The sequence below is a fragment of the Streptomyces griseobrunneus genome (assembly GCF_046713465.1).
Classification (GTDB): Bacteria; Actinomycetota; Actinomycetes; order Streptomycetales; family Streptomycetaceae; genus Streptomyces; species Streptomyces microflavus.
Genome location: NZ_CP177080.1, coordinates 3,201,624 through 3,227,002 on the forward strand (window position 1 = coordinate 3,201,624; position 25,379 = coordinate 3,227,002).

Below are 25,379 nucleotides of genomic sequence, written 5' to 3' on the forward strand. Positions count from 1 at the left end.
GTGCGCGGATGGGGACTGTCCTGGGCGAGATGAGAAACGTGCCGTGGCACGAGCTGCAGCATGCGTACGGCTCCGCCTCGCAGGTTCCCGGCATGCTGTCGCGGATCGCCTGGGGTGACGGCCCGACCGCCGAGGACGCCCTGAGCGACCTGGGCCAGTGGATCGCGGCCCCGGCCGTGTTCGACGCGACCGTGGCCGCGGTGCCGTTCCTGTGGGAGCTGGCGGCGACGGAGACGGTCAAGGACCGGGCGGGCGTGCTGGAGCTGCTCGCCACGATCCTCGCCTCCGGCCATGACCTGCACCCCGAGTGGACGCGCGCCGCGCACGACGCGGTGGTGGCAGGCCGCCCCACGGCAGCCCGGCTGGCCGCCGACGCCTCTTCGCCGCAGGCGCAGACACACGCCCACGTCCAGGCACAGGCACAGGCACAGAAGCAGGCCGTACGGGATGCCTCCGTGCGGTTGCTCGCCGCGATCGACGGGCACACCTGCCCGGCCTGCCCGCCGCGGACGGTTTAGGCGGCCGGTCGGCTCAGGTCAGCTCCGCCACCACCCGGTCCAGCACGCCCTTCCAGTGCGTACGCCGCTTCTCCCGCTCCTCCGCGCTCGCCAGCCGTTCCTCGTGGAAGCGGAGCACCGCCCGGTCCTCGGAGCTGCCGGACACCACGGCGACCTGGACCGTGGACGTGCCGTGGGTGAGGCGGACGCGGTCGCCGGGGCGGTAGCTGCGGATCTCGCCCTTGGTGCCGTCCGCCGTACGGTAAGGAGCGCCCTTCTCCGTCGGGAGCGGGCCCTCGGCGCCGAGCCAGAGCGCGACGCCCTCCGGTCCGGTGATGAACTCCCACACGGCCTGCGGAGGCCGGTGGATCGTCCGGGAGACACCGATCTCCCAGCCCGCGTCCTGGGTGAGTCCGGTAGGCATGGCGAAACCCCTTCGGTTTCAGCCGGCGTCGGCGTCGGCGTCGGCATGGGCAGTGGTCAGCCGGGCGCGGTGGGCCCGGACCTTGTGCCGGTTGCCGCACCGCCCCATCGAGCACCAGCGCCGCTTGCCGGGCCGTGAGGTGTCGACGAACAGCAGGCGGCAGTCGTCCGCGCCGCAGGTACGGATCCGGTGGGCGTACGCCCCGGTGAACAGCTCGACGGCGTCGCGGGCGACGGTGGAGAGCAGCCCTGTCCCGGACGCCCCGGCCCCCCACTCCCGCTCCCCCTCGGCGGTCAGCCGGGCGGTCAGGGACGGGTGCGCCGCCGCGTCGTTCACGGTGGTGAGGTCGTCCGGCCCGGGCGGCAGCGCGGCCACATGGGCCTCCGCCAGCCGCCAGAGCGCGTCCCGCAGCGCACGGGCGGCGTCCACCTCGGCCGGGCTGACGGCGAGTTCGAGCCCGCCGGGCAGCCTGCTCTCCCCGGCCCAGCGCACCAGGTCCTCGGGGCCGTGCAGCACCTCGAAGTACACGAGGGCCCCGGGCCCACCGGTCGGCAGGAGCTCCAGGCAGAGCGCGCCCGGGTCGAACCGGAACGAGCTGCCGTCCGGGTGGACCAGAAGCATCCCCGACGCCTCCGGCCGCACGGACGCCTCCCGCCGCACCGACGGCTCCGGCCGCAGCGGCCGTGCCCGCCGATCCCGCCCCGCTCCCGGCGTGTCCATTGCGCTCGCACTCATGTAACCACTATAAACGGTTTCCATGACACGCACCCTGTCCTGGAAGCTCGTCATCGACAGCGCCGACCCGCACGCCCAGGCCGGCTTCTGGGCCGAGACCCTCGGCTACCTGATCGAGGACAACAGCGCCCTGGTCGAGCAGTTGCTCGCCGCCGGAGCCGTCCCCGAGGCCATCACCACCCACGCCCACGGCCGCCGCGCCTGGCGCGACCTCGCGGCGGCACGGCACCCGGACGACCCGTACGACGGGACGAGCGGTACGGGGCTGGGGCGGCGGCTGCTGTTCCAGCGTGTGCCGGAGCCGAAGACGGTGAAGAACCGCCTCCACATCGACGTCCACACCGGTCCCGGGGAGCGCGACGCGGAGGCGGAACGGCTGGTGGCACTGGGCGCGCGCATTCTGCACGCGGTCGACGAACCGGGCGGGAGCTGGCTCGTACTCGCAGATCCTGAGGGCAACGAGTTCTGCGTCAACTAGTCAACGAGCCAACTAATAGGTTCCGCGTAAGCGTTAGAAGAGAGCCCCCATGAAGATCCATCTGACCAGCGTCTTCGTCGACGACCAGGAGAAGGCCCTGCGCTTCTACACAGACGTGCTGGGCTTCGTGATGAAGTACGACGTACCGATGGGCGGCCAGGACCGCTGGCTGACGGTGGTCTCGCCGGAGGACCCCGGCGGCACCGAACTCCTGCTGGAGCCCGACCGCCACCGCGCGGTCGGCCCGTACAAGACGGCCCTGGTCGAGGACGGCATCCCCGCCGCCGCCTTCGCCGTGGACGACGTACGGGCGGAGTTCGACCGGCTGCGCGGGCTCGGGGTGCGGTTCACGCAGGAGCCGGTGGAGATGGGCCCGGTGACGACGGCGGTCCTGGACGACACGTGCGGCAACCTGATCCAGATCGCGCAGAGCGGATAGCCGACAGTAGACGTCACCACCATCAGGGAGCGGACAGCGACTTCTGGAACCAGGCAACATCCCAGAAGCGGCCGAACTTCCGCCCCACCTCCCGGTACACCCCGACGGGCTGGAAGCCGAAGCGCAGGTGCAGACGCTCCGACGCCTCGTTGGGCAACGCCACCCCGGCCAGGGCCTGGTGCACGTCCTCCTGGGCCAGCGCCTCGAAAAGGGAGGCGTACAGGAGGCTGCCCACGCCTCGGCCGGCGTGCCTGGGCGACAGGTAGACACTGGTCTCGACGGAGGTCTCGTACGCCGGCTTGGGGCGGAAGGGGCTGCTGGTCGCGTACCCGAGGATCTCCCCGCCCGTCCCGCCCACGAGACCCGTCCCTGCCTCGGCCACAAGCAGCCGGTGCGGCCCGTGTCCGGGGTGGGCGGCCAGCCAGGGGCGGCGCTGCTCGACCGTCATGGGCTCGACGTCGAACGTGATCGGCGTCTCGGTGACGTAATGGTTGTAGATCCGCACCAGCTCCGCGAGGTCCTCCTCGCCGCCGGGCCGGACGCGTACCGCTGTGTTGCCCCCGGGGCCCTGAACGATCATCGGACGACGCTAACCCGAGCGCGTTACGCAGGTGTTTCTCCGTCCCGGTCCCGCTGCACCTCCTCCCTCATCCGTTCGGCCATCAGGTCCGCGAGGGGGTCGGTCACATCCCAGGAGTGCGCGGCGCAGTGCCGGTCGAAGAGGACGCACACCTCCCTCTCCCCGGTGGCCAGGGTGCGCATGACGGCGGGGCACGGGGGCAGTTCGGCGAACCGGAACTTGCGGCGCATACCGGTGTCGGTGGCGGCGTCGGCCCAGAACATCCACAGGTCCCGCGCGGCGTCCATCTCGCCCGCCCAGAGCTGTGCGGCGTGTTCGGTCCCGTCGTCGTGCTCGCCCAGTTCGCACAGCAGCATGTCGTCCAGTTCGGGCACCTCGGGAACGCCGGGCACGTCCGGCGTCCGGCCGGGTTCGGCGTTCATGGCGGTGAGCACGACGAGCGCGCCCATCTCGGGGACTGTCGCGAAGGCGGTGCACTGCAACACGTCGATCGATCCTCGGTGGTTGGGGGCAGCGGGCAGCCACCCTCGGGGTAAGGGTTCTCCGGCTGACGGCCCAGCGGGCGGACCACGAGCCCGTACCAGGCCAGGGCGTCACGGGCGACGAACTCGTACGGGAGACCGTCCGCGAGCCGCAGCAGCGCGTAGTCGTGCTCCCGGAAACTGTCTGCCCACGCCCGGAGTTCGGCCGGCGCGTCGGGCCGGGCGTCGACCAAGGGGTGCCGCGCGCCGGTCATGGGGTGCCGTGCACCGGCCATCAGGTCCGGACCGCCGGTGACCGAGTGCAGCGCGCGGGCCGGAACCCAAGGGGCGTACGGGTCGGGGTCGAGCGCGTCCGCGAACCGCCGGGCCTGCCGCCGCAGCCACCGGAGCGCGAGCCGCCGGGTCGGGGCGGTGATCCCACCGAGCCGGACGGACCTCGCCGCATCCCCCGCGCTGCTCTCGGCGACGTACCAACGGGCGGGCGCCTGGGCCGGGTTCACAGCACTTCTCCCCGGCTGCGGGCGTTGAGGCGGGCGGTACGGGCCCGGAGCTGCTCCATGAGGAGCGCCGGGCGTACGTAGCGGGGCTCCACCTCCCACTCGATGCCGCCGCCCACGGGGCGGAGCGACCAGTAGAAGCCGGCGATCCCTCGGAACTCCCCCACGCGGTCCCCACGGCTGGTGTCCACAAGGAGAGTTCCGGGATCAGGGACGCGCGGGCACCGCTCGTGATTCGGGCATACGTTCTCGCCGTACACCTATCGCTCCTCTCTGTAGCCATATGACTACCGGGGAGGCTCAGCGTGGCCTACCGTCGAATGGTCTTCAACATGGCCGTACGGGAGGGCACGTTCATGTATCGCAAGGAACTGAGTCCTGAGGCCAGCCCTCAGGCGGCGTACGGTGCGCGTCTGCGCAAGTTGCGGGACGCCCGGGGCTGGACCCAGGACGAGCTGGGCGATATGGCCGGCTGCAGCGGCAGACATATCTCGGCGATGGAAACCGGTCGTAAATCTGCAACCCTGCCCTTCTCGCGGAGAGCCGATCAGATCTTCGGCCTGGTCGGCGGCCCCGAGTCCTTCGAGCGCGAATGGCGGGAGATCAAGCACGGCAGCCTGCTGGCGGGCTTCCCGGAATTCCTCGGCCTGGAGCGCCGGGCGGCGGAGATCCGGCTGTATGAGGTCGGTGTCATGCCGGGCCTGCTCCAGACCCCGGAGTACGCGACGGTCCTCGCGGAAAGCGCGGTCCGGCGCGGGACCATCACCCCCGAACAGGCCCAGGAACGGGTCGCGGTCACCGCACAGCGGCAGGCGGAGGTCTTCGGCGGCCGGGAGACGATGGTCTTCGCCATGCTGGACGAGAGCTGCCTGCGCCGCCCCATCGGCGGGCCGGAGGTCATGAAGGCGCAGTTCGACCACCTCATCGACTTCGCCGAACTGCCCAACACGATCCTTCAGGTGGTCCCGTTCGAGCTGGGAGAGCGCCGTCCGTTCAGCCTGCCGGTCTACATCCTGACCATGGCTGACCGCTCGATCATGTCGTACGCCGAATCCGCCCAACAGGGCTACGTGGAACGGGAAACCACCGGTGTACTGCCCCTGCTCGCGGACTACCATCGGATGCAGGCGGTATCGCCCTCGCAGGCGGCCTCCGTTGACATCGTCAAGCAGTTGCGAAAGGGCACCCCGTGACAACCGAAACCCCCCGCTGGTTCACGTCCTCGTACAGCGAAAACGGCGGCGCGTGCGTCGAGGTCGCCACCAACCTGGCAGCCCCCCACGGAATCGTCCCCGTCCGCGACTCCAAGCACGACACCACCGGCCCGGTCCTCACCGTCCCCGCCACCGCGTTCACCACGTTCGTCGCGGGCGTCCGCGCCGGGGAGTTCGGCGCCGTCTGAACGACGGTGCGCGCGGAAGTCCCGCCGGGAAGCCTCACCGCACGTGTGCGGTGAGGCTTCCCCCAGGGCGACGACCACGTGCCGGACCGGAATCGACGGAGGCTCCGATGCAGGCCGACCCGCTGCCGTACCTGGACGAGCACAGCACGCTCATCGCCGCCTCGGCCGATGACGTCTGGCGTGGTCTCTGCGCCGAGCTGGAACGGTCCTTCTCGCGGGCCCCCGCGGCCGCCTACGCGCGGCTGGTCGGCGCGAGCGACGCCCGGGCGGCCGGGCCGCGTCCGCTCGCCGAGGGGTCGGCGTTCCCCGGCTTCCGGGTCCTCGTCGCCTCGCCGGGGGAGCAGCTGACCCTTCAGGGCAGCCATCGCTTCTCCTCGTACCTGCTGATCTTCCGGCTCGAACCCCAAGGTCCCGGCCGCACCCGCCTGCGCGCCGAGAGCCGCGCCGCCTTCCCCGGTACGGCCGGGGGCGCCTACCGGAGGTTCGTGTTCGGGTCGGGTGGTCACGCGGTCGGGATGCGGCGGCTGCTTGCGGCGATTCGCCGTACGAGCGAGTCGTCCTCTGGCTGAGTCACCAGGGGCCGCCCGCACCACCTACCGGATCCTCCCCTCGCGCGCAAGCGGCCGTCCGGGCCCTTCTAGGCTGTGGCCCATGCCCACGCCACCCGCATATGCCCTCGTCGCCACGGACCTGGACGGCACCCTGCTGCGCCCGGACGACACCGTGAGCGCCCGCTCGCGCGCCGCGCTCGCCCTCGCCGCCTCCGCAGGGGCCCGGCACCTCATCGTGACCGGGCGGCCGGTCCCCGGGATACGGGCGCTGCTCGCGGAGCTGGCGTACACCGGGCTCGTCGTGTGCGGCCAGGGCACGCAGCTGTACGACGCCGACAGCACGCGGCTGCTGCGCTCGGCCACCCTGGACCGGGAGGCCGCCGACACCGCGCTCGGGAAGATCGAGGCGGAGGTCGGGGCGGTGTTCGCGGCCGTGGACCAGGACGGGGTGGACGGCGTCACCCTGATCGAGAACGGCTACCGGATGCCGAACCCGACGCTCCCCGCGCTCCGCGTGGACTCCCGGGACGCCCTGTGGGAGCGGCCGGTCATCAAGGTGCTGGTCCGCCACCCGGAACTGGACGACGACGCGCTGGCCGCCGCCGCACGCGGGGCGGTGGGTGATCTGGCGAGCGTCACCATGGCGGGGCCCGGCACCGTCGAGCTGGCTCCGTACGGGGTCGACAAGGGCACCGGGATCGCTGCGGCCGCCGAGCTGCTGGGGATCGGACCCGAGCGGACGGTCGCCTTCGGGGACATGCCCAACGACCTGCCGATGTTCCGCCGCTCGGGCCACCGGGTGGCGATGGGCAACGCTCATCCGGAGCTGCGGGCGGCGGCGGACGAGGTGACGTCGACGAACGCGGAGGACGGGGTGGCGGCCGTCCTGGAGCGGCTGTTCGGCTGAGCCGACGGTCAGGGCGGCCGGGGCCCGGTCAGTGCGTGCCGCCCGCCGGAAGGTCCTGTTCCGTCCACAGCACCTTGCCGTCCGGGCCGTGGCGGGCTCCCCAGTGGGCGGCGAGGCGGGAGACGATGAACAGGCCTCGGCCGCCCTCGTCGACCGTGCGGGCGTGGCGCAGGTGCGGGGAGGCCGTGGAGCCGTCGTGGACCTCGCAGGTGAGGGTGGTGTCCAGGAGGAGGCGCAGCCGTAGCGGCGGAGTGCCGTAGCGGACGGCGTTGGTGACCAGTTCGCTGACGATCAGCTCGGTCGAGTCGACGGTGTCCTCGTCGAGCCCCCAGCCCTGGAGCCGGTCGCGTACGAGCAGGCGGGCGGTGGCGGGGGTCGTGCGGTCCTGGGCCAGGTCCCAGGTGGCGACCCGGTGCTCGGAGACCGTACCGGTACGGGCCAGGAGCAGGGCCGCCCCGGCGGAGCGGGTGTCGTCGGGAAGGGCGTAGACAATGTCGTCGCCCAGTTGCTGGAGGCTGCGGCCGGGGTGGGCCAGCGTCTGTGTGATGCGTTCCTCGGCGCGCTGGTCGCCGAGCAGCTCGGCCGAGCAGAACGCGAGGACGCTGCCCTCCTCCAGGGTGACGGTGGCGGGGGCGAAGAGGGCGCTGTCGGTGTCGAAGAGGCCCGGGCCCTCGGGGACGTCGAGGGGGACGGCCCGGCCGTCGGGGCCGACGATCAGGGGCGCGGGGTGCCCGGCCCGGGCGACCGTACAGGTCCGGGTGAACGGGTCGTAGACCCCGTACACGCATCCCGCCCGCAGCGGTTCGCCATGGAGGGAGTCGCTCGGGGGCAGGGCCGCGCGTTCGTGGGCGAGGCGGTCGGCGGTCTCCTTGAGGCGGGCCAGTACCTCCTCCGGCTCCAGGTCGAGACCGGCCAGCGCCTGGATGACCGTACGGAGCTGGCCCATCGCGATCGCCGACTGGAGCCCCTCCCCCGCGACGCCGCCGACGACGAGTGCCGTACGGGCCCCGGAGAGGGCGATCGTGTCGAACCAGCAGCCGCTGTCCCGGCCGGGCAGCAGCACGTGAGCGGTCTCCACGGCGGCCTGGTGGCGCTCGGCCTGCGGGAGGAGGCGGCGCTGGACGGTGGAGGCGATGACGTGCTCGCGCTCGTAGCGGCGGGCGTTGTCGATGGCCAGGGCCGCACGGGTGGCCGCCGTACCGGCGAGGGAGACGTCCTCCTCGTCGAAGGGCTCGGCCGCCCCGCAGCGGTAGAGGCTGACCAGCCCGAGGACGGCTCCTCGCAGGGTGAGGGGCACGACGATCAGGGAGTGCGCGCCGGCCTCCGCGATGGCGCGGACGCCGTCCGGGTCGGCGTCCAGCCACGGAGTTTCGGCGGTGAGCGGGACGAGCCGGGGCCGCAGATCGGCGGCGGCGAGCGCGTACGGCGTACGGGGCGGGAGGCGGCGGGTTCCGCCGACCGGGTGACCGCGGATCACCTCGTCCCTCTCGACGGCCTCGCTGCGGCCGCTCGCCGCACGGCACAGCGAGGTGTCGGGCGGCAGCGGCCCCACCGGCGGGTCTGCGCCGCGCAGGACCTCGTCCACCACCTCGATGACGGCGAGGTCGGCGAACCCCGGCACCAGCGCGTCGATGAAGGCCCGGCAGGTGGCGGCCACGTCCAGGGAACCGCCGACGGCGTCACGTACGGCGGCCAGCGCGGTCTCCCGGGCCCGCGCCCGCTCACGCTCGGTGACGTCGACCACCGCGCTCAGCAGCCCGAGGACGGTGTTCCCGGAGCCGCCTTCAGGGCTGCCTCCGGGGCCGTCCTCGGGGCCTTCGAGGCGGTAGGCGGAGACCAGGAAGATCCGGTCCCCGGGGATCCGGCGGAGCCGGCCGCGTACGAGATGGTCGCGTACGGGCCCCTCACCTGCGAGAACCCGCTTCAGGAGCTGCTCGGACCCGTCCGGGTCGTCGAGCCGGAAGGCCTCGGTGAAGCGGAGCCCGATGTACTCCTCGGTCCCGACGCCCTCGACCAGGGAGTTGGCGCGGACGAGCCTGAGCTGCGGGTCGAGCACGAGGAGGCCCACGGCGGACTGGGCGAACAGCGCCTTCAGCAGGGCCTCGTCCAGACCGCCCGGAGGGATTCCGGATCCGGCCGGGGTATCGGCGTACGACACGGCTCCACCCACCCTCAGGCTCCGGCGCACCGCTGGACCGGCACGTGCCGGTCCAGCATCACCCGCCGCGCCGGGGGCGGCCACCGGTGAGGAGCGGAGGTGTGGCGGGAACCGGCACCGGGCACGGGGTCACCCGGCGTCCGGTGGCGTTCACAGAGCCTCCGCGAAACGGGCGAGCGTACGGAAGTCGTCCTCGCGCAGACCGATCCGCGGGTTGACGCGGTGCAGCAGCCCGGGGCCGGGATGGTGGGCGGTCACGTGGGCCTGGTCCAGCCGGAACAAGGCGTCGCCGAAGTCCACGAAGGGCGGTTCGGGAAGCCCGATCACGGGGGCGATCCACCGGTTGGCGTCGCCCATCCAGGTGGAGGCCCCCCGAGCAGGGCCCGGCCGTGACCGGGGTTGAGCCAGACCCTCAGGGGGCGCCGCCGGTCGGTGAGTCCCCCGGATTCCTCCGGGGTCCCGTCGTTCCGGGGCACGCGGATCGTGGGGTAACCGGCGGGGCGCCGCTCCGGCTGGGCGGCGTACGGGTTGAGCGGGCCGTCCACGTCGAGGAGCAGCAGCGGTCGGTTCACGGCCTCCTTCCCTGTCCCTCCGGAGTCCGGCCGACCTCAGCGGTGACCACCATCGGCGTACGGTCGTCCGCCTCGGCGAGGAGTGCGCCGCCCGGGGCCCAGATCGCGGCCCGGCCGCAGCCGGTCCACGGGCCGGAGGGGCCCACGTGGTTGGCCAGGGCGACGAAGAGGTCCGTGTCGGCGGCGATGCGGGGATAGATGGCCGCCCGTTGGCCGATGCCGTCGCCCGTTCCGTACAGCGTGGAGGCGAGATAGACCTCGCAGCCGTCCGCCGCCGCCCTGGCGGGCAGGTCGGGGAAGTGACTGTCGTAGCAGGTGGCCAGGGCGAAGCGGAGACCGCCGAGTTCGAACCGCCCGTCCCGGTCGCCGGGTGCGAACACGGCGTTCTCCTGGTCGTGGAGGTGCTGCTTGAGGTAGGTGGCGAGCAGCGCGCCGTCGGGGCCGTGGACGAACGTGCCGATGGCGGGGCGTGTGCCCGGTCCGCCGGTGCTCACCGCACAGTTGAGCACCGTGGCGATGCCTGTTGACCGGAGGGCGTCGAGCCTGGGGTCGTCCGCGTCCCGTACCAGGAGGGTGGGGTCATGGGACAGCGGCTCCAGTTCGTAGCCGGTGAGGGCCAGTTCGGGGAGTACGAGCAGTTCGGCGCCCTGGTCACGGGCCTGTTCCGCGAGGGTGGCCAGTCTGCGGACGTTGGCGGGGATGTCCGCCGGGGCCGAGGTCAGCTGGGCTGCGGCTATCTTCATCGGGCGAGCTTGCCATGGGAGAGCCCGTACCCGTCTCCTGACCGGTCCGCCGCCTCCGTCTCCGCCTCCACTATGACCAGCGTGCCGCTGCTGCCCGGGCGTACCGCGTGGGCGGTGCCCGCCGCCACCACGTACATCTCGCCCGGGCCCACCGTCACCGCCCTGCCGTCCACGGCCAGTTCGAGCGTCCCGTCGAGCACCAGCAGCGCCTCGGGCTCCGCGTGCCGCTCCTCCTCGACCGGCAGTTCGTCCATGCGCAGGACCTTCACCGCAGCCGTCCCCACCCGGCCGAGCACCCGCGAACTCCACGACCGGGGCAGGGCCTTCGCCGCTTCCGACACCTTGACCACGCTCATCGCACACACCTCCCGGCGGACCTCCTCGCAGTCGGCGAAGGGGCCCGCTCATCAGGTTCAACGGATGTAGGGACGCTATCCGGGACGGGGCGGCGGGTGGTCGACCGTTCGGTAAAGGCTTGCGCCGGGCGTGGGCAGGCCGCTGCGCCATACTGAACCGCCGGAGCACAAGGGGGGCGTACAGCGCATGGAGATGGGGCGTGCCTGGCCAAGGAGCCGGACCAGCGGCCCACACCGGCGGAGCTGTTGGACCTGTTCGCACCGGACACCGTCCCGTACCCGCCCACCGTGGGGCGCGGAGGTGCAGTACACCTGGGCCGAGATCCGCACCGTCTGGTAGGCGGCCGAGGGCCCCAAGCACCTCAGGGTCGTCGTCCATCCGCACCACTGCGCGCCCTACCCCTGCCTGGAGGCGGGCCCGCCTCCAGGAGTGGCTGGAGGATCTGCCGCTGATCCTGGAGTGCTTCGCCTGGACCGAGCGCCACCTAGTACCCCGGCGCCCCCAGTGCGCGCAGCACATGGGCCACGAGGGCGGCGATCGTCTCCTCGTCCTGGACCGGTTTGCGCAGGACGTGGCGGTAGTAGACCGGGCCGTACAGCATCTCCACGGCCAGCGGGAGGTTCGCGCCCGGCGGGATCTGGCCCTGGTCCTGGGCGCTGCGCAGCCGGGCCACCGCCTCCTCCACACGCGGGTCCACCAGCTGGTCCTTCAGCGCCTGCGCGAGGACGTCGTCGTGGTGGAGCTCGGAGAGGATGCCCCCGTAAGCCGGGCCGAAGGGCGGCACGGAGAGCAGCCGCACCGCGCCGGCGACATGGGTGCGCAGGTCGGCGCCGATGTCACCGGTGTCCACGAACGGGGTGGCGTCCACCAGGGCGTCCGTGAACGCCTCCAGCAGGACCGCCCCTTTTGACGGCCACCAGCGGTAGATCGTCTTCTTGCTGACACCGGCGCGGGCCGCGATGGCCTCCACCGTGACGCGCCCGTACCCCTTCTCCGTACAGAGGTCGAGCGCGGCCTGCAGCGTCGCGCGGCGTGCTCTCTCGCTGCGGCGCAGGCCACTGGGCGGTGTGATCATCCGGTGAGCATAGGACGGTTTGAGCCATTCCTTATTGACAGGTAGTCGTCACAGGCCGAACAATACCCAAGCGGAAACGGAACGTACCGTGTCGTGTCGTTCCCACCCTCCGCACCGTTCGTGCCGTTCGTGCCGCGACGAGCCGATCGGGGGACGGCTCGCCCGGCCGACGGCATGGGCGACCGCTCGCCGATCCGATCCGGCCACGGGGCAACTCCACGGTATTGCGTCAGGCCGTGATGTCCTTCGTGGTGAACCGGGCCCAGGCCGCCGACCCGAACACCGCCACGTACAGGCCCTGGAGCTGGAAGTTCCTGACCAGCTCATCCCAGTGGACCGGCTCGCGCAGGACGTCCGCGAAGGACATCCAGTAGTGCGGGAACAGGTAGGGGTGCAGACCGCTCAACTGCGGAATGCTGTCCAGGATCTGCACCGTGATCAGCAGCCCGACCGTCGCCGCCATCGCCCCGATCCCGCTGTTGGTCAGCGTCGAGACGAAGAGCCCGAGCGCCGCGAACCCGGCCAGGGACACCGCGACGACCCCCGCCGTCAGCGCGGCCCGCACCAGGCCCTCGCCGAAGCTGATCCTGGTCCCGGAGATCGTCGTGACCTCGCCCACCGGGAAGAGCAGCGCCCCCACAGCCAGCGCCGAGGCCGCCACCACCACCGTCGCGACCAGGCAGAAGGTGAGGACCGAGGTGTATTTGGCCAGAAGCAGCCGGGTCCGGCCCGCCGGGGCGACCAGCAGATAGCGCAGGGTCCCGGCGCTCGCCTCGCCCGCGATCGTGTCGCCCGCGACCACACCGACGGCCATCGGCAGGAAGACCGGCATCGTGGCGGCGAGAGCGGCGAAGACGAGGAAGAGGCCGTTGTTGGTGACCTGCGTCAGGAACGCCGGTCCGGCTCCGCCGTCCGCCCCGCCCCCCGGTCCGCCGCCGCCCGTCTCGATGCGGACCGCGATCCCGATGAGCACGGGGACGGCGGCGAGCACCGCGAGGAGCGCGTAGGTCCGGTGGCGACGGAGGGTGGTGGTGATCTCGGAGCGGAGGATTCCGAGTGTCCAGAGCGGGTTTCGGGGGCCTCCCGGCACGGCCCCCGGGGACGGAACGGTCTCAGCCTGCGACATCGAATCCTCAGCCCGCGACATCGAATCCCTCTCCCGTCAGTGCCACGAACGCGTCCTCCAGCGACCCGCCCTCGATCCCGAACGACCGCACCCGCACCCCGCCGCCGACCAGCGCCGCGTTGAGGTCCGCGAGGTCCACGGCGGCGGGTGGGGCGTCGGCGGTCAGCCGGTCGCCGTCCACGCTCAAGCCTCCGAGGCCGTGCTCCTTGAGGACGCGGGCGGCGTCGCCGGCGTCGGGGGTGGTGACGGTGAGCCGGCCGCGGGCGCTCGCGGCGAGTTCGGCTACCGGGCCCTGGACCAGCAGCCGGCCCCGGGCCATCACCGCCGCGTGCGTACAGACCTGCTCGATCTCGTCCAGCAGGTGCGAGGAGAGGAACACCGTGGTGCCCTCGGCCGCCAGCTCCCGGACCAGGGAGCGGATCTCCCGCATGCCCTGCGGGTCGAGGCCGTTGGTCGGCTCGTCCAGGACGAGCAGGCGGCGCGGCCGGAGCAGAGCCGCGGCGAGCCCGAGGCGCTGCTTCATGCCGAGGGAGTACGCCTTCGTCCTCTTGGCCGAAGCGGCGGCGAGGCCGACCCGCTCCAGGGCTTGGGCGACGCGGGCCGCGCGGGTGCGCGGGTCGGCGGTGGGGTCGGCGCGGTCGAACCGTACGAGGTTGTCGCGGCCGCTCAGATAGCCGTACAGCGCGGGCCCCTCGATCAGCGCGCCGACCTCCGGGAGGACCGTACGGGAGGCCTGGGGCATGGGGCGGCCGAGGACCCTGGCCGTGCCGGAGGTGGGGGCGATGAGGCCCATGAGCATCCGGATGGTGGTGGTCTTGCCGGAGCCGTTGGGGCCGAGGAAGCCGAAGACGCTGCCGGCGGGGACGGTGAGGTCGAGGCCGTCGACGGCGAGCCGGCCGTCCCGGAAGCGCTTGGTGAGGCCGCGGGTCTCGATGACGGGGGCGGGGCGGCCCCCGGCCGCGTACGCCGGGGCTGTCGCCGTGTCCGCAGCCGCCGCTGTGTCCGTCATGCCGGTCGCACCTCTCAGCACGCGCTGGGGCCGGACCGCCCCGCCACGCCGCGCGGGTGCGTGGCGTGGCGGGGCGGTCCGGCCGGATGACCCGGGAGCCCTACTTGGCGCCGTCGGCCGCCCGTACCAGCGCGTCCTTCGTCACCGCTCCGACATATACCTTGCCGTCGTCCGTCAGCAGCGCGTTGACCAGGCGGGTCTTGAAGACCGTGCCCGAGCCGAACTTTCCGGTGACCTTGTCGCCGAGCGCGTCCAGGAAGCCCTGCGCCTCGGCCGGGACGTCGCCCGAGCCCGACGTGGGCAGGCCCTTGCCGCCGGGGATCTCGATGGCGGCGATCGACGTCCAGCCCTTACCGATGACGTTGACGCCCTCGGAGCCCTCCAGCCCCTCCAGGCCGGGGATCTGCCCGGAGAACTGCTCCGGAAGCGCCTTCTGCGCCTTGCCGTGCTCGTCCTTGCCGGTCGCCGGCTCGTCGGCCTCCGTCACCTTGGCGCCCTTGGGCGGGGTGAAGTCGAACGAGGAGGCGGCGGGCTTCGCGAAGTCCACCTTGGTGAAGCCGGCGTCGACCACGGCCTTGCCGCCGCTCGCCGCGGCCAGCGTGAACTTCAGCGGTACGCCGTTCTCCGCGTCCACCGCGATCCGCACCGAACCGATCGTCGAGCCGGACTGCTTGGGCTTGATGACCAGCTGGTACGCGTCCCGGCCCGCCACCTGCGCGGTGCCGTCCACGGTGACCGACGTGGTGTCGCCGACCGCCGCGAGCGCCTGCTCGGCGAAGTCCTTCGGGGTGGCCGGTACGCCCTTGGGCGTCTTCGGGGTCTCCTTCGCGCTGCCGTCCCGGCCCTCGGGCGCCTCGGCGTGGTAGACCTCGTCGGACTGGGAGTCGTACGCCCAGACCTCGCCCTTGTTGTGGACGACGCTGTACTCGGAGGCCTTGCCGAGGATGGAGAGCCGCTGCTTCTCCGGGCCGTCGACGGCCACCCGCAGCGTGTGCGTGCCGGACGTCAGCTCCATGAGCTTGTCCTGCGGTGCGGCGGCGCCCGCGCCCTTGCCCTCGTCGGAGCCCGGCAGGAACGATCCCGCGAGACCGTCGAGGGGCAGGCCCAGGTCGGTGCTGATCTTGAACGTGCCGGAGAGCTGCTCCTCGTCGGAAGCGGCGATCTTCTCGATGAGTTCCTGTGCGCTGATCTTCGGCAGGTCCGGGTCGCCGGAGTTCGCGAGTGCCGGGACGAGCCCGATGGTCGCGGCCGCCACCCCCGCGACCGCGACGGGGACGATGTAGCGCGCCGCCTTACGGCGGCCCACGACAGTGCCCGTGGCCTCGCCGGTGGTCTCTGCGCTGTCGTTCGGTGCCATGTGTGCCCTACCTCCGTGGTCGGCGGCTTCCGTGCGGTTGCTCGTCCACTCCCTGCCGCCATTCTCACCCGATGTGGTCAGGAGTGGTTGGTATCCATCTGACCAAATCGGGCGGCTCGAAGCGTCAGCCCCGGGGATCAACCTGCCTACTGCTCCGGTATGACAACCGGATGGGGTGGATCAGCCATCCCGTAGGGGTAGGGCCCCACGGAGTCCTATCGGGTGACGCGTCGTCAACCAGGGAACCCGCCGCGCGCTCTCAGCCCGCGCGGTGCACCACGGCTTCAGCCCGCGCGGTGCACCACGGCGTCGCACAGCTCTTCCAGCGCGGACTTCGCGTACCCCTCGGGCAGCGGCGCGAGCGTGGCGCGCGCCTCCTGGGCGTACCGGACGGTGTCCTGCCGGGCCTGCTCCAGGGCCGGGTGGGCGCGCAGCCGGCGCAGCGCCTCGGCGAGGGTGTCGTCGTCGCTGAGGTCGCCGTCGAGCAGCTCGACGAGCTCCAGGTCGTCGGGCTTGCCGTCCTCCGCGGCCTGGGCGCGCAGCCGCAGCACCGGGAGGGTGGGGATGCCTTCGCGCAGGTCGGTACCGGGGGTCTTGCCTGACTCGTGGGTGTCGGAGGCGATGTCGAGGACGTCGTCGGCGAGCTGGAAGGCGATGCCGAGCCGCTCCCCGTACTGCGTGAGGATGTCCACGGTCCGCTCGTCGGCCCCGGCCATCAGCGCGCCGAACCGGCCGGAGACGGCGACCAGAGAGCCGGTCTTGCCGCTGAGCACGTCCAGGTAGTGGTCGACCGGGTCGCGGCCGTCGCGCGGGCCCGCGGTCTCCAGGATCTGGCCGGTTACGAGCCGTTCGAACGCCTCGGCCTGGATGCGTACGGCGTCGGGGCCGAGGTCGGCCAGGATGTGGGAGGCGCGGGCGAACAGGAAGTCGCCGGTCAGCACGGCCACCGAGTTGCCCCAGCGGGTGTTGGCGCTCTCCACCCCGCGGCGGACGTCGGCCTCGTCCATCACGTCGTCGTGGTACAGCGTGGCCAGGTGGGTCAGCTCGACGACGACGGCCGAGGGGACGACACCCGGCGCGTCCGGATCACCGAACTGTGACGCGAGCATGACCAGCAACGGGCGGAACCGCTTGCCCCCCGCCCGCACCAGGTGCTGGGCGGCCTCCGTGATGAACGGCACGTCACTCTTGGTGGCTTCGAGCAGCCCCGCCTCGACAGCGGCCAGGCCCGTCTGGACATCGGCCTCAAGAGCCTGGTCCCGCACGTGCAGTCCGAACGGCCCGACGACGGTCACGAGGGCATCTCCTGTCTGCTGACGATCACACGCAATGTCGATGTGTCGTTGTCTCCATCCAACTCAGCGTATCCGGTCCTCTATGGATCACCGTGGGCGGCTTCCCATCACCGCCGGTATGTTCGGGATCAGCTCATACGATCAGGAGTCTCCGCTTTGTCCCACACCGCTGCCGACACCGAGCCGGACCGGCCACCGCCCGAGGACGACCGCGCCTTCTTCGGCCAGCCACGGGGTCTGATGACCCTGTCCGGCCTGGAGGTCTGGGAGCGGTTCTCGTTCCTCGGCATGCAGGCGATCCTGGTGCTGTTCTTCGCCGACAAGGTCGCCGACGGCGGCATGGGCATGGACCCGGGCACCGCCGCCTCCGTCTCGGCCGCGTACGGGACCCTCGTCTACCTGGTCTCCGTGGCCGGCGGCTGGCTGGCCGACCGGATCCTCGGCTCGTACCGGGCCGTGCTGTACGGCGGCATCCTCATCGCCTGCGGCCACTACTCCATGGCTGTGCCCACCGACGCGATGACCTGGGTGGGCCTCGGGCTGATCAGCGCCGGAACGGGCCTGCTCAAGCCCAACGTGGCCTCCATGGTCGGCAAGCTCTACCGCACCGACGACGAACGGCGCGACGCCGGCTTCGCCCTCTACTACATGGGCATCAACATCGGCGCCTTCGCCGGACCGCTGATCACCGGCTGGCTCGGGGACCACGCGAGCTGGCACTGGGGCTTCTCGGCCGCCGCGATCGGGATGACCTTCGGCCTGATCCAGTACGTGGCCGGCCGCCGTCACCTGGTCGGACGCAAGGAGGGCGCCGAGTTCGCGCTCGCCCCCGCCGCCATGCGCCGCGCGGTGCGGCTGATCATCGGCGGGGCCGTCGCGGTCGCCGTCCTCGCCACCGCCCTGGCGCTGGCGGGCTGGCTCACCATCGACCGGTTCGTGGACGTGCTGACGGTGATCTCGGTCATCGCCCCGATCACGTACTTCGTGGTGATGTTCCGGAGCCCGCGGGTCACCGCCGAGGAGCGCGGCAGGCTGCGGCCGTACGTCGTGCTCTTCCTGGGATCCGTCGTCTTCAACTTCATCCTCTTCCAGGCGTACTCCACGATGATCCTGCTGGCGTCGACCAACGCCCGCACCGAGATCCTCGGCTTCACCTTCCCGGCCAGCTGGTACGCCTCCGCGCTCGGCGCCTTCGAGGTCGCGCTCGCGCCCGTGGTGGCGGCCACCTGGGTCCGGATGGGCCGCCGCCAGCCGCACGCCTCCAACAAGATCGCCTTCGGTGTGATCCTGGGCGGCCTGTCGTTCCTGCTGATGGTCCTGCCCACCTCCGGGCACCCCGACGACACGTACCGGATGGCCGCCTGGTGGATCGTCGGCTCCTACCTGCTGCTCGGACTCGGTGACGTCCTGCTGGAGACCTCCGGCCTCTCCGCCAGCAGCAAGCTCGCCCCGAAGGCCTTCGCCAGCCAGACGATGGCCCTGTGGTTCCTGTCGCTGGCCGTCGCCAACGGCATCCAGGCGCAGGTCGTGAAGTTGTACGGCGAGGTCTCCACGCCCGCCTACTTCGGGGTCAACGGCACGATCGCCGTGGCGGCCGGCCTCGCGATGATCGCCGCCGCGCCCTGGCTGAAGCGCACGATGCACCCCGTCCACTAGCAGCCGCCGAAAGAAAGGCGTCGCGGCCCCATAAGAAGGCGTCCCCCGTCCCCCACCGAGGTGACCCATGAACATCACGACCGAGTTCCCGTACGAGACGACCCGCGAGGACGTGTACATCCCGCTGCCCGGCGGCACCCGGCTCTACGCCCGGATCTGGCGGCCCCTGACCGACGAACCGGTCCCCGCGCTGCTGGAGTACCTGCCCTACCGGCTCGGCGACTGGACCGCCCCCCGCGACTGGCAGCGCCACCCCTGGTACGCGGGCCACGGCTACGCCTCCGTACGGGTCGACGTCCGGGGCCACGGCAACAGCGAGGGGCTGCCGGGCGACGAGTACGACGCCCAGGAGCTCAGCGACGGGGTCGCCGTCATCCACTGGCTGGCCCAGCAGGAGTGGTGCTCGGGCCGGGTCGGAATGTTCGGCATCTCCTGGGGCGGCTTCAACTCGCTCCAGATCGCCGCGCTCGCCCCCGAGCCGCTGAAGGCGATCGTCACCGTCTGCTCGGCCGACGACCGCTACGACAACGACGTCCACTACATGGGCGGCTCCGTCCTCGCCGTCGACATGCACGCCTGGGCCGCCACCATGCTCGCCTTCGTCTCCCGCCCGCCGGACCCGTCGCAGGCCGGCGACGACTGGAAGGAGCTGTGGCTGAAGCGGCTGGAGGCGATCGAACCCTTCAGCCACACCTGGCTGGCCCACCAGAGCCGCGACGACTACTGGAAGCACGGCAGCGTCTGCGAGGACTACGGGGCGATCAAGGCGAACGTCCTCGCGGTGGGCGGCTGGCACGACCCGTACCGCGACACCGTCCTGCGCCTGGTCGAGCACCTCGATCCGGGGCAGGTGCGCGGGATCATCGGCCCGTGGTCGCACCAGTACCCGGACCGGGGGCTGCCGCCGGGGCCCGCGATCGGCTTCCTCCAGGAGACGCTGCGGTGGTGGGACCAGCACCTGAAGAACAAGGAGACGGGCGTGATGGGGGAGCCGCTGCTGCGGTCCTGGATCAGCGGCTCGCACCCGCCCGCCACGGTGTACGAGACGCTGCCCGGCCGCTGGGTCGGGGACGCCTCCTGGCCATCGGAGAACGTCTCCCCGGTGGCGTACGCCCTCCAGGGCGGTGAGCGGATCGTGGCCTCGCCGCAGCAGACCGGGCTGGACGCGGGCCGCTTCTTCCCGTTCGGCAACGACGCCGACCTGCCGCCGGACCAGCGGGACGAGGACGCCAAGTCGGTGTCGTTCGAGTTCCCCGTCGAGGAGGCGCCGATCGAGATCCTCGGCCGCCCCCGGGTCAAGCTCCGGATCCGGATGGACGTCCCGCGCGGCCAGGCCGTCGCCCGGCTCTGCGACGTGGCACCCGACGGCTCCTCCACCCTGGTCACCCGGGGCGTCCTCAACCTCGCCGCCCGGCACGGCCGCGACCGCACCGACGACTGGACGCCCGGCGACACCGAGGACGTCACCTTCGACCTGAACGGCATCGGGCACACCTTCCCGCCCGGCCACCGCATCCGGCTCGCGGTCTCCTCCGCGTACTGGCCCTGGATCTGGCCGCAGGCCGGATCGGCGGGCTTCACCCTCGACGCGGACGGCAGCTTCGTGGAGCTGCCGGTGCGCCGCCACACCGAGGACCCCTCGATCACCTTCGGCGAACCGGAACAGTCCGAACCGCTCGGCGTGGTCCACCCGGTCACCCTGGAGGAGCCGCGCCCCGAACGGCTCGTCGTCCGCGATGTCGCCAAGGGCGAATGGCGGCTGGAGGTCGACCCCCGCTACGGCGGTACCCGGGTCTACCCCGACGGCCTCGAATTCACCGAGGACGCCCTGGAGACGTACACGATCCAGCAGGACGACCCGCTCTCCGCGCGCACCCGCAGCGACTGGCGGATCCGGCTGCACCGGCCGGAGATGTCCTGGGACGTGGAGATCGAGACGCGCTCCGAGATCGCCGCCGACGACAACGACTTCATCACCTCCGACGAGGTGATCTGCAAGGACGGCGGCGAGGTCGTATTCCACCGCACCTGGGAGAAGCGCATCCCGCGGACGGCGGGCTGAGCGGACCGTGTTGCGTTCGCGGGTCCCCCGGATTTCCGGGGGACCCTTCGAACTTTCCGGGCAATACGTGCAGTTGGGGATAGGAGGGGCACTGCCGTGGGGTAGGACCTCCGACGTAACGTGTCCTCCACACGACCTGGAAAGCGAGGCAGCAACACATGCCCGAGCAGAGCAGCCCGCTCGACCTGGCCGAGGGCGATCCCTTCGGCCCGCACAACCTTCCCTACGGTGTGTTCTCCACCCCCGGCCACCCCGAGGACCGCCGGGTCGGCGTCCGCATCGGCAACCACGTCCTGGACGCCGGCGCCGCCGCCCACGCGCTCGGCTCCCCCTACGCCGGGCTGCTGGCACAGCCGAGCCTGACGCCGCTGCTCGCAGCGGGCCGCACCGCCTGGCGGGATGTGCGCCGCGCGCTCACCGCCTGGCTGACGGTCCCGGGCCACCGCGCGGACATCGAGCCGCTGCTGCACCCGGTGGACACGGTGACCCTGCACCTGCCGTACGAGGTCGCGGACTACGTCGACTTCTACGCCAGCGAGCACCACGCCACCAACGTCGGGCAGATCTTCCGGCCGGACGGCGACGCGCTCACCCCCAACTGGAAGCACCTCCCGATCGGCTACCACGGCCGCTCCGGCACCGTCGTGGTCTCCGGCACGGACGTGGTGCGCCCCAGCGGCCAGCGCAAGGCCCCCACCGACCCGGCGCCCGTCTTCGGGCCCTCGGTGAAGCTGGACATCGAGGCCGAGGTCGGCTTCGTCGTCGGCGTCCCCTCCGCCCACGGCACCCCGGTCCCGCTCGCCGACTTCCGCGAGCACGTCTTCGGGCTCTCGCTCCTCAACGACTGGTCGGCGCGCGACCTCCAGGCCTGGGAGTACGTGCCGCTGGGCCCGTTCCTCGGCAAGTCCTTCGCCACCTCCGTATCGGCGTGGGTCACCCCGCTGGAGGCCCTGGACGCGGCCCGCACCGCCCCGCCCACCCGGGACGTGCCGCTCCTCCCCTACCTCGACGACTCCCAGGAGGAGGAGCACGGCGGCTTCGACATCCGGATCACCGTCGAGATCAACGGCCAGGTCGTCGCCGAGCCGCCGTTCGCCTCGATGTACTGGACGGCCGCCCAGCAGCTCGCCCACATGACGGTCAACGGCGCGTCGCTGCGGACCGGGGACCTGTACGGCTCCGGCACGGTCAGCGGCCCCGGGACAACCCAGCGCGGCTCCCTCCTGGAGCTCACCTGGAACGGCCGCGACGCGCTGGAACTGCCCGAGGGCAAGCGGACGTTCCTGGAGGACGGCGACACGGTCACGCTGACCGCCTGGGCCCCCGGCCCGCACGGCACCCGCGTGGGCCTCGGCGATGTGACCGGCAGGATCGTCACGGCACCGTGAACACTCCCGCTCCCGCGCTGACACTGCCCGAGGAACTCATCCTGCTCGCCCTGGACCCGGACCGGGGCAAGCCGTTGTGCAGCGCCGCCTCCCTGGCGTTCGGGACGGCCGGGGCAGCCCTCGCGGAGCTGGAGATCCAGGGGCGGATACGGGAGGAGGGCGGCCGGATCCACGTGGTGAACCCGCTGGACCCGGCCGACCCGCGCCTCGCCGAACTGCTGCGGACCCTGCCCCAGGCCAAGGGCCGCCGCTCGGGTATGCGCGCCCGGCGCTGGGTGGACGACTTCGACCGGCACGTGCACGAGAAGTACCTGGACTCCCTGGTCGAGCGCTCCCTGCTCTCCAGGGAGACCCGCCGCTTCCTCGGCCTGTTCCCGTACCACCGCCACTTCCCGGTCGCACCGGACCTCGTACCGGGCGTCTTCGACCGGTTCTCGGCGGCCGAGGCGGCGGGCTACCCCGACCACCGGGACCGGGTGCTGGCCGCCCTGGTCTCCGCGATCGGCCTCGCCGGCGAACTGACCCGCCTCGGCCGCAACGGCCGCACGGCGATGAAGGTCATGCGCCGCTCCGAGTGGACGGCCTCAGCCGTCCACCACAACGTGAAGCAGAACGAGTCCGGCGGAGGCGGCGACGGCTGGAGCGGCGGCGACAGCGGGGGCGGGGGTGGGTGCGGCGGGGACTGAGGGGGCCGCAAGGGTGTTCCTGTCAGCGGTGCGTGATGCGGTCACACGTTCGGGGGAGCCCTATCCGGTTCCCGGCGGATACGCTGATCGGGCCCGCGAGACTCCTCCCCATGGGAGCAATGATGAGCATCGAACCCGAGGCCTCCGAGCCGCGGTGGGCGGTCCCGCCCGAGGGCGGCTGGACCGCCGATGACCTGGACACACTCCCGAATCTGCCTCCGCACACGGAGCTGATCGACGGGAGCCTCGTTTTCGTGAGTCCGCAGACCTTGTTCCACACACGGGCGGTCGACTTCTTCAACTGGCAGTTGCAGTCCCTCGCGCCGCCCGAGCTGGAGGTCGTGCGCGAGTTCACCATCGACATCGACCGCTACAACCGGCCCGAGCCCGATGTGATCGTCATCGACGGTGACATCATCCAGAACCCGAACCAGACCCGGTTCCCCGCCGAGTCCGTGCGCCTCGCCATCGAGGTCGTCTCCCCCGAGTCCCGGTCACGCGACCGGGAGACCAAGCCCGTGAAATACGCCCGCGCGACGATCCCCCACTACTGGCGGGTGGAGAACCACGACGGGCGGGCCGTGGTGTACGTCTTCGAGCGGGAGCCGGCCACCGGGGCGTACACCTCGACGGGGATCTTCCATGACCGGATGAAGGTGTCGGTGCCCTTCCCCGTGGACCTGGACCTCACCGCGATCACGCCCCGCCGCCGGGCGGCGGGCCTGGGCTAGGTCCCGCCACCCTGCTCCTCACCGCCCGGTACTCACTCGTACTCGGGCGGTTCCTCGTCCCAGGCGAACTCGGGGTCGCCGGCCGGCTGGGCGGCGGGGGCTACCGGGGCTGAGGGGGCCTTCGTACGGGCCGGGGTCGGTGCCGGGCGGGGTGCGGGAGCTTCGGCTGCCGGGGCCTCCGGAGCGGCAGCGCCCGGGGACGTCTCCGCCAGGACCTCCAGCACGCCCTCCCCGTACGTCGCCAGCTTCTTCTCGCCCAGGCCGCTGATGCCCCCCAGCTCCGCGAGCGAGGACGGGTGCAGGGCCGCGATCTCCCGCAGCGTCGCGTCGTGGAAGATCACGTACGCCGGGACGCCCTGCTCCTTGGCCGTCGCGCCGCGCCAGGCGCGCAGCGCCTCGAAGACCGGGACCGCGGAGGCGGGGAGGTCGGCCGCGGCCGCCTTGCCCTTGGCGCCCTTGCCACCGGCCGAGGACGACGAGCGGGACGTGGGCTTCTTCGGCTCCTTGCGGAGCAGGACCTCCCGCTCCCGGCCGAGGACCGTGGCGCTCTCCTCGGTGAGGACCAGCGTGCCGTACTCCCCCTCCACCGCGAGCAGGCCCTGTGCCAGCAGCTGGCGCACGACGCCGCGCCACTCCGCCTCGGCCAGCTCCTCGCCGATACCGAAGACGGAGAGCTGGTCGTGGTCGAACTGGATGACCTTGGCGGTCTTGCGGCCCAGCAGGATGTCGATGATCTGGCCCGCGCCGAACTTCTGGTTCCGCTCGCGCTTGAGGCGGACCACCGTGGAGAGCAGCTTCTGCGAGACGACCGTGCCGTCCCAGGTCTCCGGCGGGATCAGACAGGTGTCGCAGTTGCCGCAGTTCGCGGCGGTGGGCTCCTGGCCGAAGTAGGTGAGGAGCTGGGCCCGGCGGCACTGGACCGTCTCGCAGAGCGCCAGCATCGAGTCCAGGTGGGCGGCGGCCCGGCGGCGGTGGGCCTCGTCGCCCTCGCCGCCCTGGATGAGCTTGCGCTGCTGGACGACGTCCTGGAGCCCGTACGCCATCCAGGCCGTCGACGGCTCACCGTCACGGCCCGCGCGGCCGGTCTCCTGGTAGTACCCCTCGACGGACTTCGGGAGGTCCAGGTGGGCCACGAACCGGACGTCCGGCTTGTCGATGCCCATGCCGAAGGCGATGGTCGCGACGACGACGAGGCCCTCCTCACGGAGGAAGCGCGCCTGGTGGGTGGCGCGTGTGGAGGCGTCCAGGCCCGCGTGGTAAGGAACGGCGTTGATGCCGTTGCGGGTCAGATACTCCGCGATCTTCTCGGTGGAGGCGCGCGAGAGGCAGTAGACGATGCCCGCGTCCCCGGCGTGCTCCTCCTGGAGGAAGGTGAGGAGCTGCTTCTTCGGGTCGGACTTCGGGACGATCCGGTACTGGATGTTGGGCCGGTCGAAGCTGGCGACGAAGTGCTTCGCGTCCGGCATGCCGAGGCGGCGGGTGATCTCCTCGTGCGTGGCGCCCGTGGCGGTCGCCGTCAGGGCGATGCGCGGGACGTCGGGCCAGCGCTCGCCGAGCACGGACAGCGCCAGATAGTCGGGGCGGAAGTCGTGGCCCCACTGGGCGACGCAGTGCGCCTCGTCGATCGCGAAGACGGAGATCTCGCCCCGGGCCAGCAGCGAGAGCGTGGAGTCCAGCCGCAGCCGCTCCGGCGCCAGGTAGAGCAGGTCCAGCTCGCCCGCCAGGAACTGCGCCTCCATCGATCGGCGCTCGTCGAAGTCCTGCGTGGAGTTCATGAAGCCGGCCCGCACACCGAGCGCGCGCAGGGCGTCGACCTGGTCCTGCATCAGGGCGATCAGCGGCGAGACGACGACTCCGGTACCGCGCCTGACCAGGGACGGGATCTGGTAGCAGAGGGACTTTCCGCCGCCGGTCGGCATGAGCACGACGGCGTCGCCGCCGGAGACCACATGCTCGATGACCTCGCCCTGCTCGCCGCGGAACGCGTCGTATCCGAAGACCCGGCGCAGCGTCCGCTGCGCCTCGGTCTCGGAACCGTTGTCGGTGTCGGTCCCGTTGCCGGTCACCGTCCCGGTCACATCCATGGTCACGCTTCCCAATGCTCTGTCCCCCGAGGTCCGCGGTGTCCGGTCCGCAGTCGTTCCGACCGCACCGCCCGGCCCTGTCCGTCCT

At 72.0% G+C, this 25,379-nt stretch carries 26 protein-coding genes and 2 pseudogenes; 12 read left to right on the forward strand and 16 right to left on the reverse strand.

Annotation, left to right across the window (positions count from 1 at the left end):
* Window positions 1–8: 8 nt before the first annotated feature.
* On the forward strand, window positions 9–518 hold the full coding sequence (locus ACK8N7_RS14355; protein ID WP_403216453.1) for a hypothetical protein: 510 nt from the start codon (window positions 9–11) through the stop codon (window positions 516–518).
* A gap of 13 nt (window positions 519–531) precedes the next feature.
* Here ACK8N7_RS14355 and ACK8N7_RS14360 read toward each other — a convergent pair whose 3' ends face one another.
* Both ACK8N7_RS14360 and ACK8N7_RS14365 read right to left on the reverse strand, forming a co-directional pair.
* Window positions 532–921 (reverse strand): SRPBCC family protein, encoded by a 390-nt coding sequence (locus tag ACK8N7_RS14360; protein WP_500442610.1) that lies wholly within the window; start codon window positions 919–921, stop codon window positions 532–534.
* An 18-nt stretch (window positions 922–939) separates the two neighbouring features.
* The gene (locus ACK8N7_RS14365; protein ID WP_403216612.1) at window positions 940–1,542 is read right to left on the reverse strand and encodes a CGNR zinc finger domain-containing protein; all 603 of its coding nucleotides are present in this window, start codon (window positions 1,540–1,542) and stop codon (window positions 940–942) included.
* Window positions 1,543–1,678: 136 nt separating this feature from the next.
* Between ACK8N7_RS14365 and ACK8N7_RS14370 the strand changes: the two genes are divergently transcribed.
* Both ACK8N7_RS14370 and ACK8N7_RS14375 read left to right on the forward strand, forming a co-directional pair.
* Window positions 1,679–2,134 (forward strand): VOC family protein, encoded by a 456-nt coding sequence (locus tag ACK8N7_RS14370; RefSeq protein WP_500442612.1) that lies wholly within the window; start codon window positions 1,679–1,681, stop codon window positions 2,132–2,134.
* Between the two features lie 49 nt (window positions 2,135–2,183).
* A complete protein-coding gene (locus tag ACK8N7_RS14375; protein WP_403216626.1) occupies window positions 2,184–2,573 on the forward strand; it encodes a VOC family protein in 390 nt (129 codons plus the stop codon).
* A gap of 22 nt (window positions 2,574–2,595) precedes the next feature.
* Here ACK8N7_RS14375 and ACK8N7_RS14380 read toward each other — a convergent pair whose 3' ends face one another.
* The 4 genes and pseudogenes from ACK8N7_RS14380 to ACK8N7_RS14395 all read right to left on the reverse strand — a co-directional run bounded on the left by ACK8N7_RS14380 (window position 2,596) and on the right by ACK8N7_RS14395 (window position 4,392).
* On the reverse strand, window positions 2,596–3,153 hold the full coding sequence (locus ACK8N7_RS14380) for a GNAT family N-acetyltransferase (protein ID WP_500442614.1): 558 nt from the start codon (window positions 3,151–3,153) through the stop codon (window positions 2,596–2,598).
* A 23-nt stretch (window positions 3,154–3,176) separates the two neighbouring features.
* Entirely contained in the window at window positions 3,177–3,638 is a 462-nt protein-coding gene (locus ACK8N7_RS14385) for a hypothetical protein (RefSeq protein WP_403216630.1), read from the reverse strand.
* Between the two features lie 65 nt (window positions 3,639–3,703).
* Window positions 3,704–4,135 (reverse strand): annotated as a pseudogene (locus tag ACK8N7_RS14390) (hypothetical protein); the annotation flags it as partial.
* Complete coding sequence (locus ACK8N7_RS14395; RefSeq protein ID WP_403216632.1) at window positions 4,132–4,392, reverse strand: hypothetical protein; 261 nt, start codon at window positions 4,390–4,392, stop codon at window positions 4,132–4,134. The gene ACK8N7_RS14395 and the pseudogene ACK8N7_RS14390, both read right to left, overlap by 4 nt.
* A gap of 96 nt (window positions 4,393–4,488) precedes the next feature.
* On the opposite strand from ACK8N7_RS14395, the gene ACK8N7_RS14400 reads away from it, so the two are divergent.
* The 4 genes from ACK8N7_RS14400 (at window position 4,489) to ACK8N7_RS14415 (ending at window position 6,992) form a co-directional block, all read left to right on the forward strand.
* The gene (locus tag ACK8N7_RS14400) at window positions 4,489–5,325 is read left to right on the forward strand and encodes a helix-turn-helix domain-containing protein (protein ID WP_500445747.1); all 837 of its coding nucleotides are present in this window, start codon (window positions 4,489–4,491) and stop codon (window positions 5,323–5,325) included.
* On the forward strand, window positions 5,322–5,534 hold the full coding sequence (locus tag ACK8N7_RS14405) for a DUF397 domain-containing protein (RefSeq protein WP_500442616.1): 213 nt from the start codon (window positions 5,322–5,324) through the stop codon (window positions 5,532–5,534). Before ACK8N7_RS14400 ends, ACK8N7_RS14405 begins: the two co-directional genes overlap by 4 nt.
* A gap of 107 nt (window positions 5,535–5,641) precedes the next feature.
* The gene (locus ACK8N7_RS14410; RefSeq protein ID WP_403216636.1) at window positions 5,642–6,103 is read left to right on the forward strand and encodes an SRPBCC family protein; all 462 of its coding nucleotides are present in this window, start codon (window positions 5,642–5,644) and stop codon (window positions 6,101–6,103) included.
* An 82-nt stretch (window positions 6,104–6,185) separates the two neighbouring features.
* The gene (locus ACK8N7_RS14415; RefSeq protein WP_403216638.1) at window positions 6,186–6,992 is read left to right on the forward strand and encodes an HAD family hydrolase; all 807 of its coding nucleotides are present in this window, start codon (window positions 6,186–6,188) and stop codon (window positions 6,990–6,992) included.
* Between the two features lie 28 nt (window positions 6,993–7,020).
* Here the strand turns inward: ACK8N7_RS14415 and ACK8N7_RS14420 are convergent, their stop codons facing one another.
* From ACK8N7_RS14420 to ACK8N7_RS14460, 9 genes and pseudogenes are all read right to left on the reverse strand, one after another.
* The gene (locus tag ACK8N7_RS14420; protein WP_403216640.1) at window positions 7,021–9,150 is read right to left on the reverse strand and encodes an ATP-binding SpoIIE family protein phosphatase; all 2,130 of its coding nucleotides are present in this window, start codon (window positions 9,148–9,150) and stop codon (window positions 7,021–7,023) included.
* 150 nt (window positions 9,151–9,300) lie between these two features.
* Window positions 9,301–9,722 (reverse strand): annotated as a pseudogene (locus tag ACK8N7_RS14425) (hypothetical protein).
* A complete protein-coding gene (locus ACK8N7_RS14430) occupies window positions 9,719–10,465 on the reverse strand; it encodes a carbon-nitrogen hydrolase family protein (protein ID WP_403216642.1) in 747 nt (248 codons plus the stop codon). The pseudogene ACK8N7_RS14425 and the gene ACK8N7_RS14430 overlap by 4 nt, the downstream one beginning before the upstream one ends.
* Window positions 10,462–10,821 carry a cupin domain-containing protein gene (locus tag ACK8N7_RS14435; protein WP_403216644.1) on the reverse strand — a complete coding sequence of 120 codons (360 nt, stop codon included), beginning with the start codon at window positions 10,819–10,821 and terminating at the stop codon, window positions 10,462–10,464. Before ACK8N7_RS14435 ends, ACK8N7_RS14430 begins: the two co-directional genes overlap by 4 nt.
* 485 nt (window positions 10,822–11,306) lie before the next feature.
* Complete coding sequence (locus ACK8N7_RS14440) at window positions 11,307–11,897, reverse strand: TetR/AcrR family transcriptional regulator (protein ID WP_391456310.1); 591 nt, start codon at window positions 11,895–11,897, stop codon at window positions 11,307–11,309.
* Between the two features lie 229 nt (window positions 11,898–12,126).
* Entirely contained in the window at window positions 12,127–13,023 is an 897-nt protein-coding gene (locus ACK8N7_RS14445) for an ABC transporter permease (RefSeq protein ID WP_500442621.1), read from the reverse strand.
* A 7-nt stretch (window positions 13,024–13,030) separates the two neighbouring features.
* On the reverse strand, window positions 13,031–14,032 hold the full coding sequence (locus ACK8N7_RS14450; protein ID WP_403216648.1) for an ABC transporter ATP-binding protein: 1,002 nt from the start codon (window positions 14,030–14,032) through the stop codon (window positions 13,031–13,033).
* Window positions 14,033–14,132: 100 nt separating this feature from the next.
* On the reverse strand, window positions 14,133–15,389 hold the full coding sequence (locus ACK8N7_RS14455) for a LolA family protein (protein ID WP_403216650.1): 1,257 nt from the start codon (window positions 15,387–15,389) through the stop codon (window positions 14,133–14,135).
* 284 nt (window positions 15,390–15,673) lie between these two features.
* A complete protein-coding gene (locus tag ACK8N7_RS14460) occupies window positions 15,674–16,684 on the reverse strand; it encodes a polyprenyl synthetase family protein (RefSeq protein WP_015610633.1) in 1,011 nt (336 codons plus the stop codon).
* Window positions 16,685–16,840: 156 nt separating this feature from the next.
* Here ACK8N7_RS14460 and ACK8N7_RS14465 point away from each other — a divergent pair, with 156 nt between their 5' ends.
* The 5 genes from ACK8N7_RS14465 (at window position 16,841) to ACK8N7_RS14485 (ending at window position 23,207) form a co-directional block, all read left to right on the forward strand.
* Window positions 16,841–18,340: a peptide MFS transporter gene (locus ACK8N7_RS14465; RefSeq protein WP_403216652.1), complete on the forward strand. Its 1,500-nt coding sequence runs from the start codon at window positions 16,841–16,843 to the stop codon at window positions 18,338–18,340.
* Between the two features lie 67 nt (window positions 18,341–18,407).
* A complete protein-coding gene (locus tag ACK8N7_RS14470) occupies window positions 18,408–20,402 on the forward strand; it encodes a CocE/NonD family hydrolase (RefSeq protein ID WP_500442623.1) in 1,995 nt (664 codons plus the stop codon).
* A gap of 158 nt (window positions 20,403–20,560) precedes the next feature.
* Window positions 20,561–21,790, forward strand: coding sequence for a fumarylacetoacetase (gene fahA, locus ACK8N7_RS14475; protein WP_403216656.1), 1,230 nt, complete (start codon window positions 20,561–20,563; stop codon window positions 21,788–21,790).
* The gene (locus tag ACK8N7_RS14480; RefSeq protein ID WP_403216658.1) at window positions 21,787–22,476 is read left to right on the forward strand and encodes a GOLPH3/VPS74 family protein; all 690 of its coding nucleotides are present in this window, start codon (window positions 21,787–21,789) and stop codon (window positions 22,474–22,476) included. Before fahA ends, ACK8N7_RS14480 begins: the two co-directional genes overlap by 4 nt.
* A 122-nt stretch (window positions 22,477–22,598) precedes the next feature.
* Window positions 22,599–23,207 carry a Uma2 family endonuclease gene (locus tag ACK8N7_RS14485; protein WP_500442626.1) on the forward strand — a complete coding sequence of 203 codons (609 nt, stop codon included), beginning with the start codon at window positions 22,599–22,601 and terminating at the stop codon, window positions 23,205–23,207.
* Window positions 23,208–23,239: 32 nt separating this feature from the next.
* Here the strand turns inward: ACK8N7_RS14485 and recQ are convergent, their stop codons facing one another.
* Window positions 23,240–25,291 (reverse strand): DNA helicase RecQ, encoded by a 2,052-nt coding sequence (recQ, locus tag ACK8N7_RS14490; protein ID WP_500445749.1) that lies wholly within the window; start codon window positions 25,289–25,291, stop codon window positions 23,240–23,242.
* Window positions 25,292–25,379 lie beyond the last annotated feature (88 nt).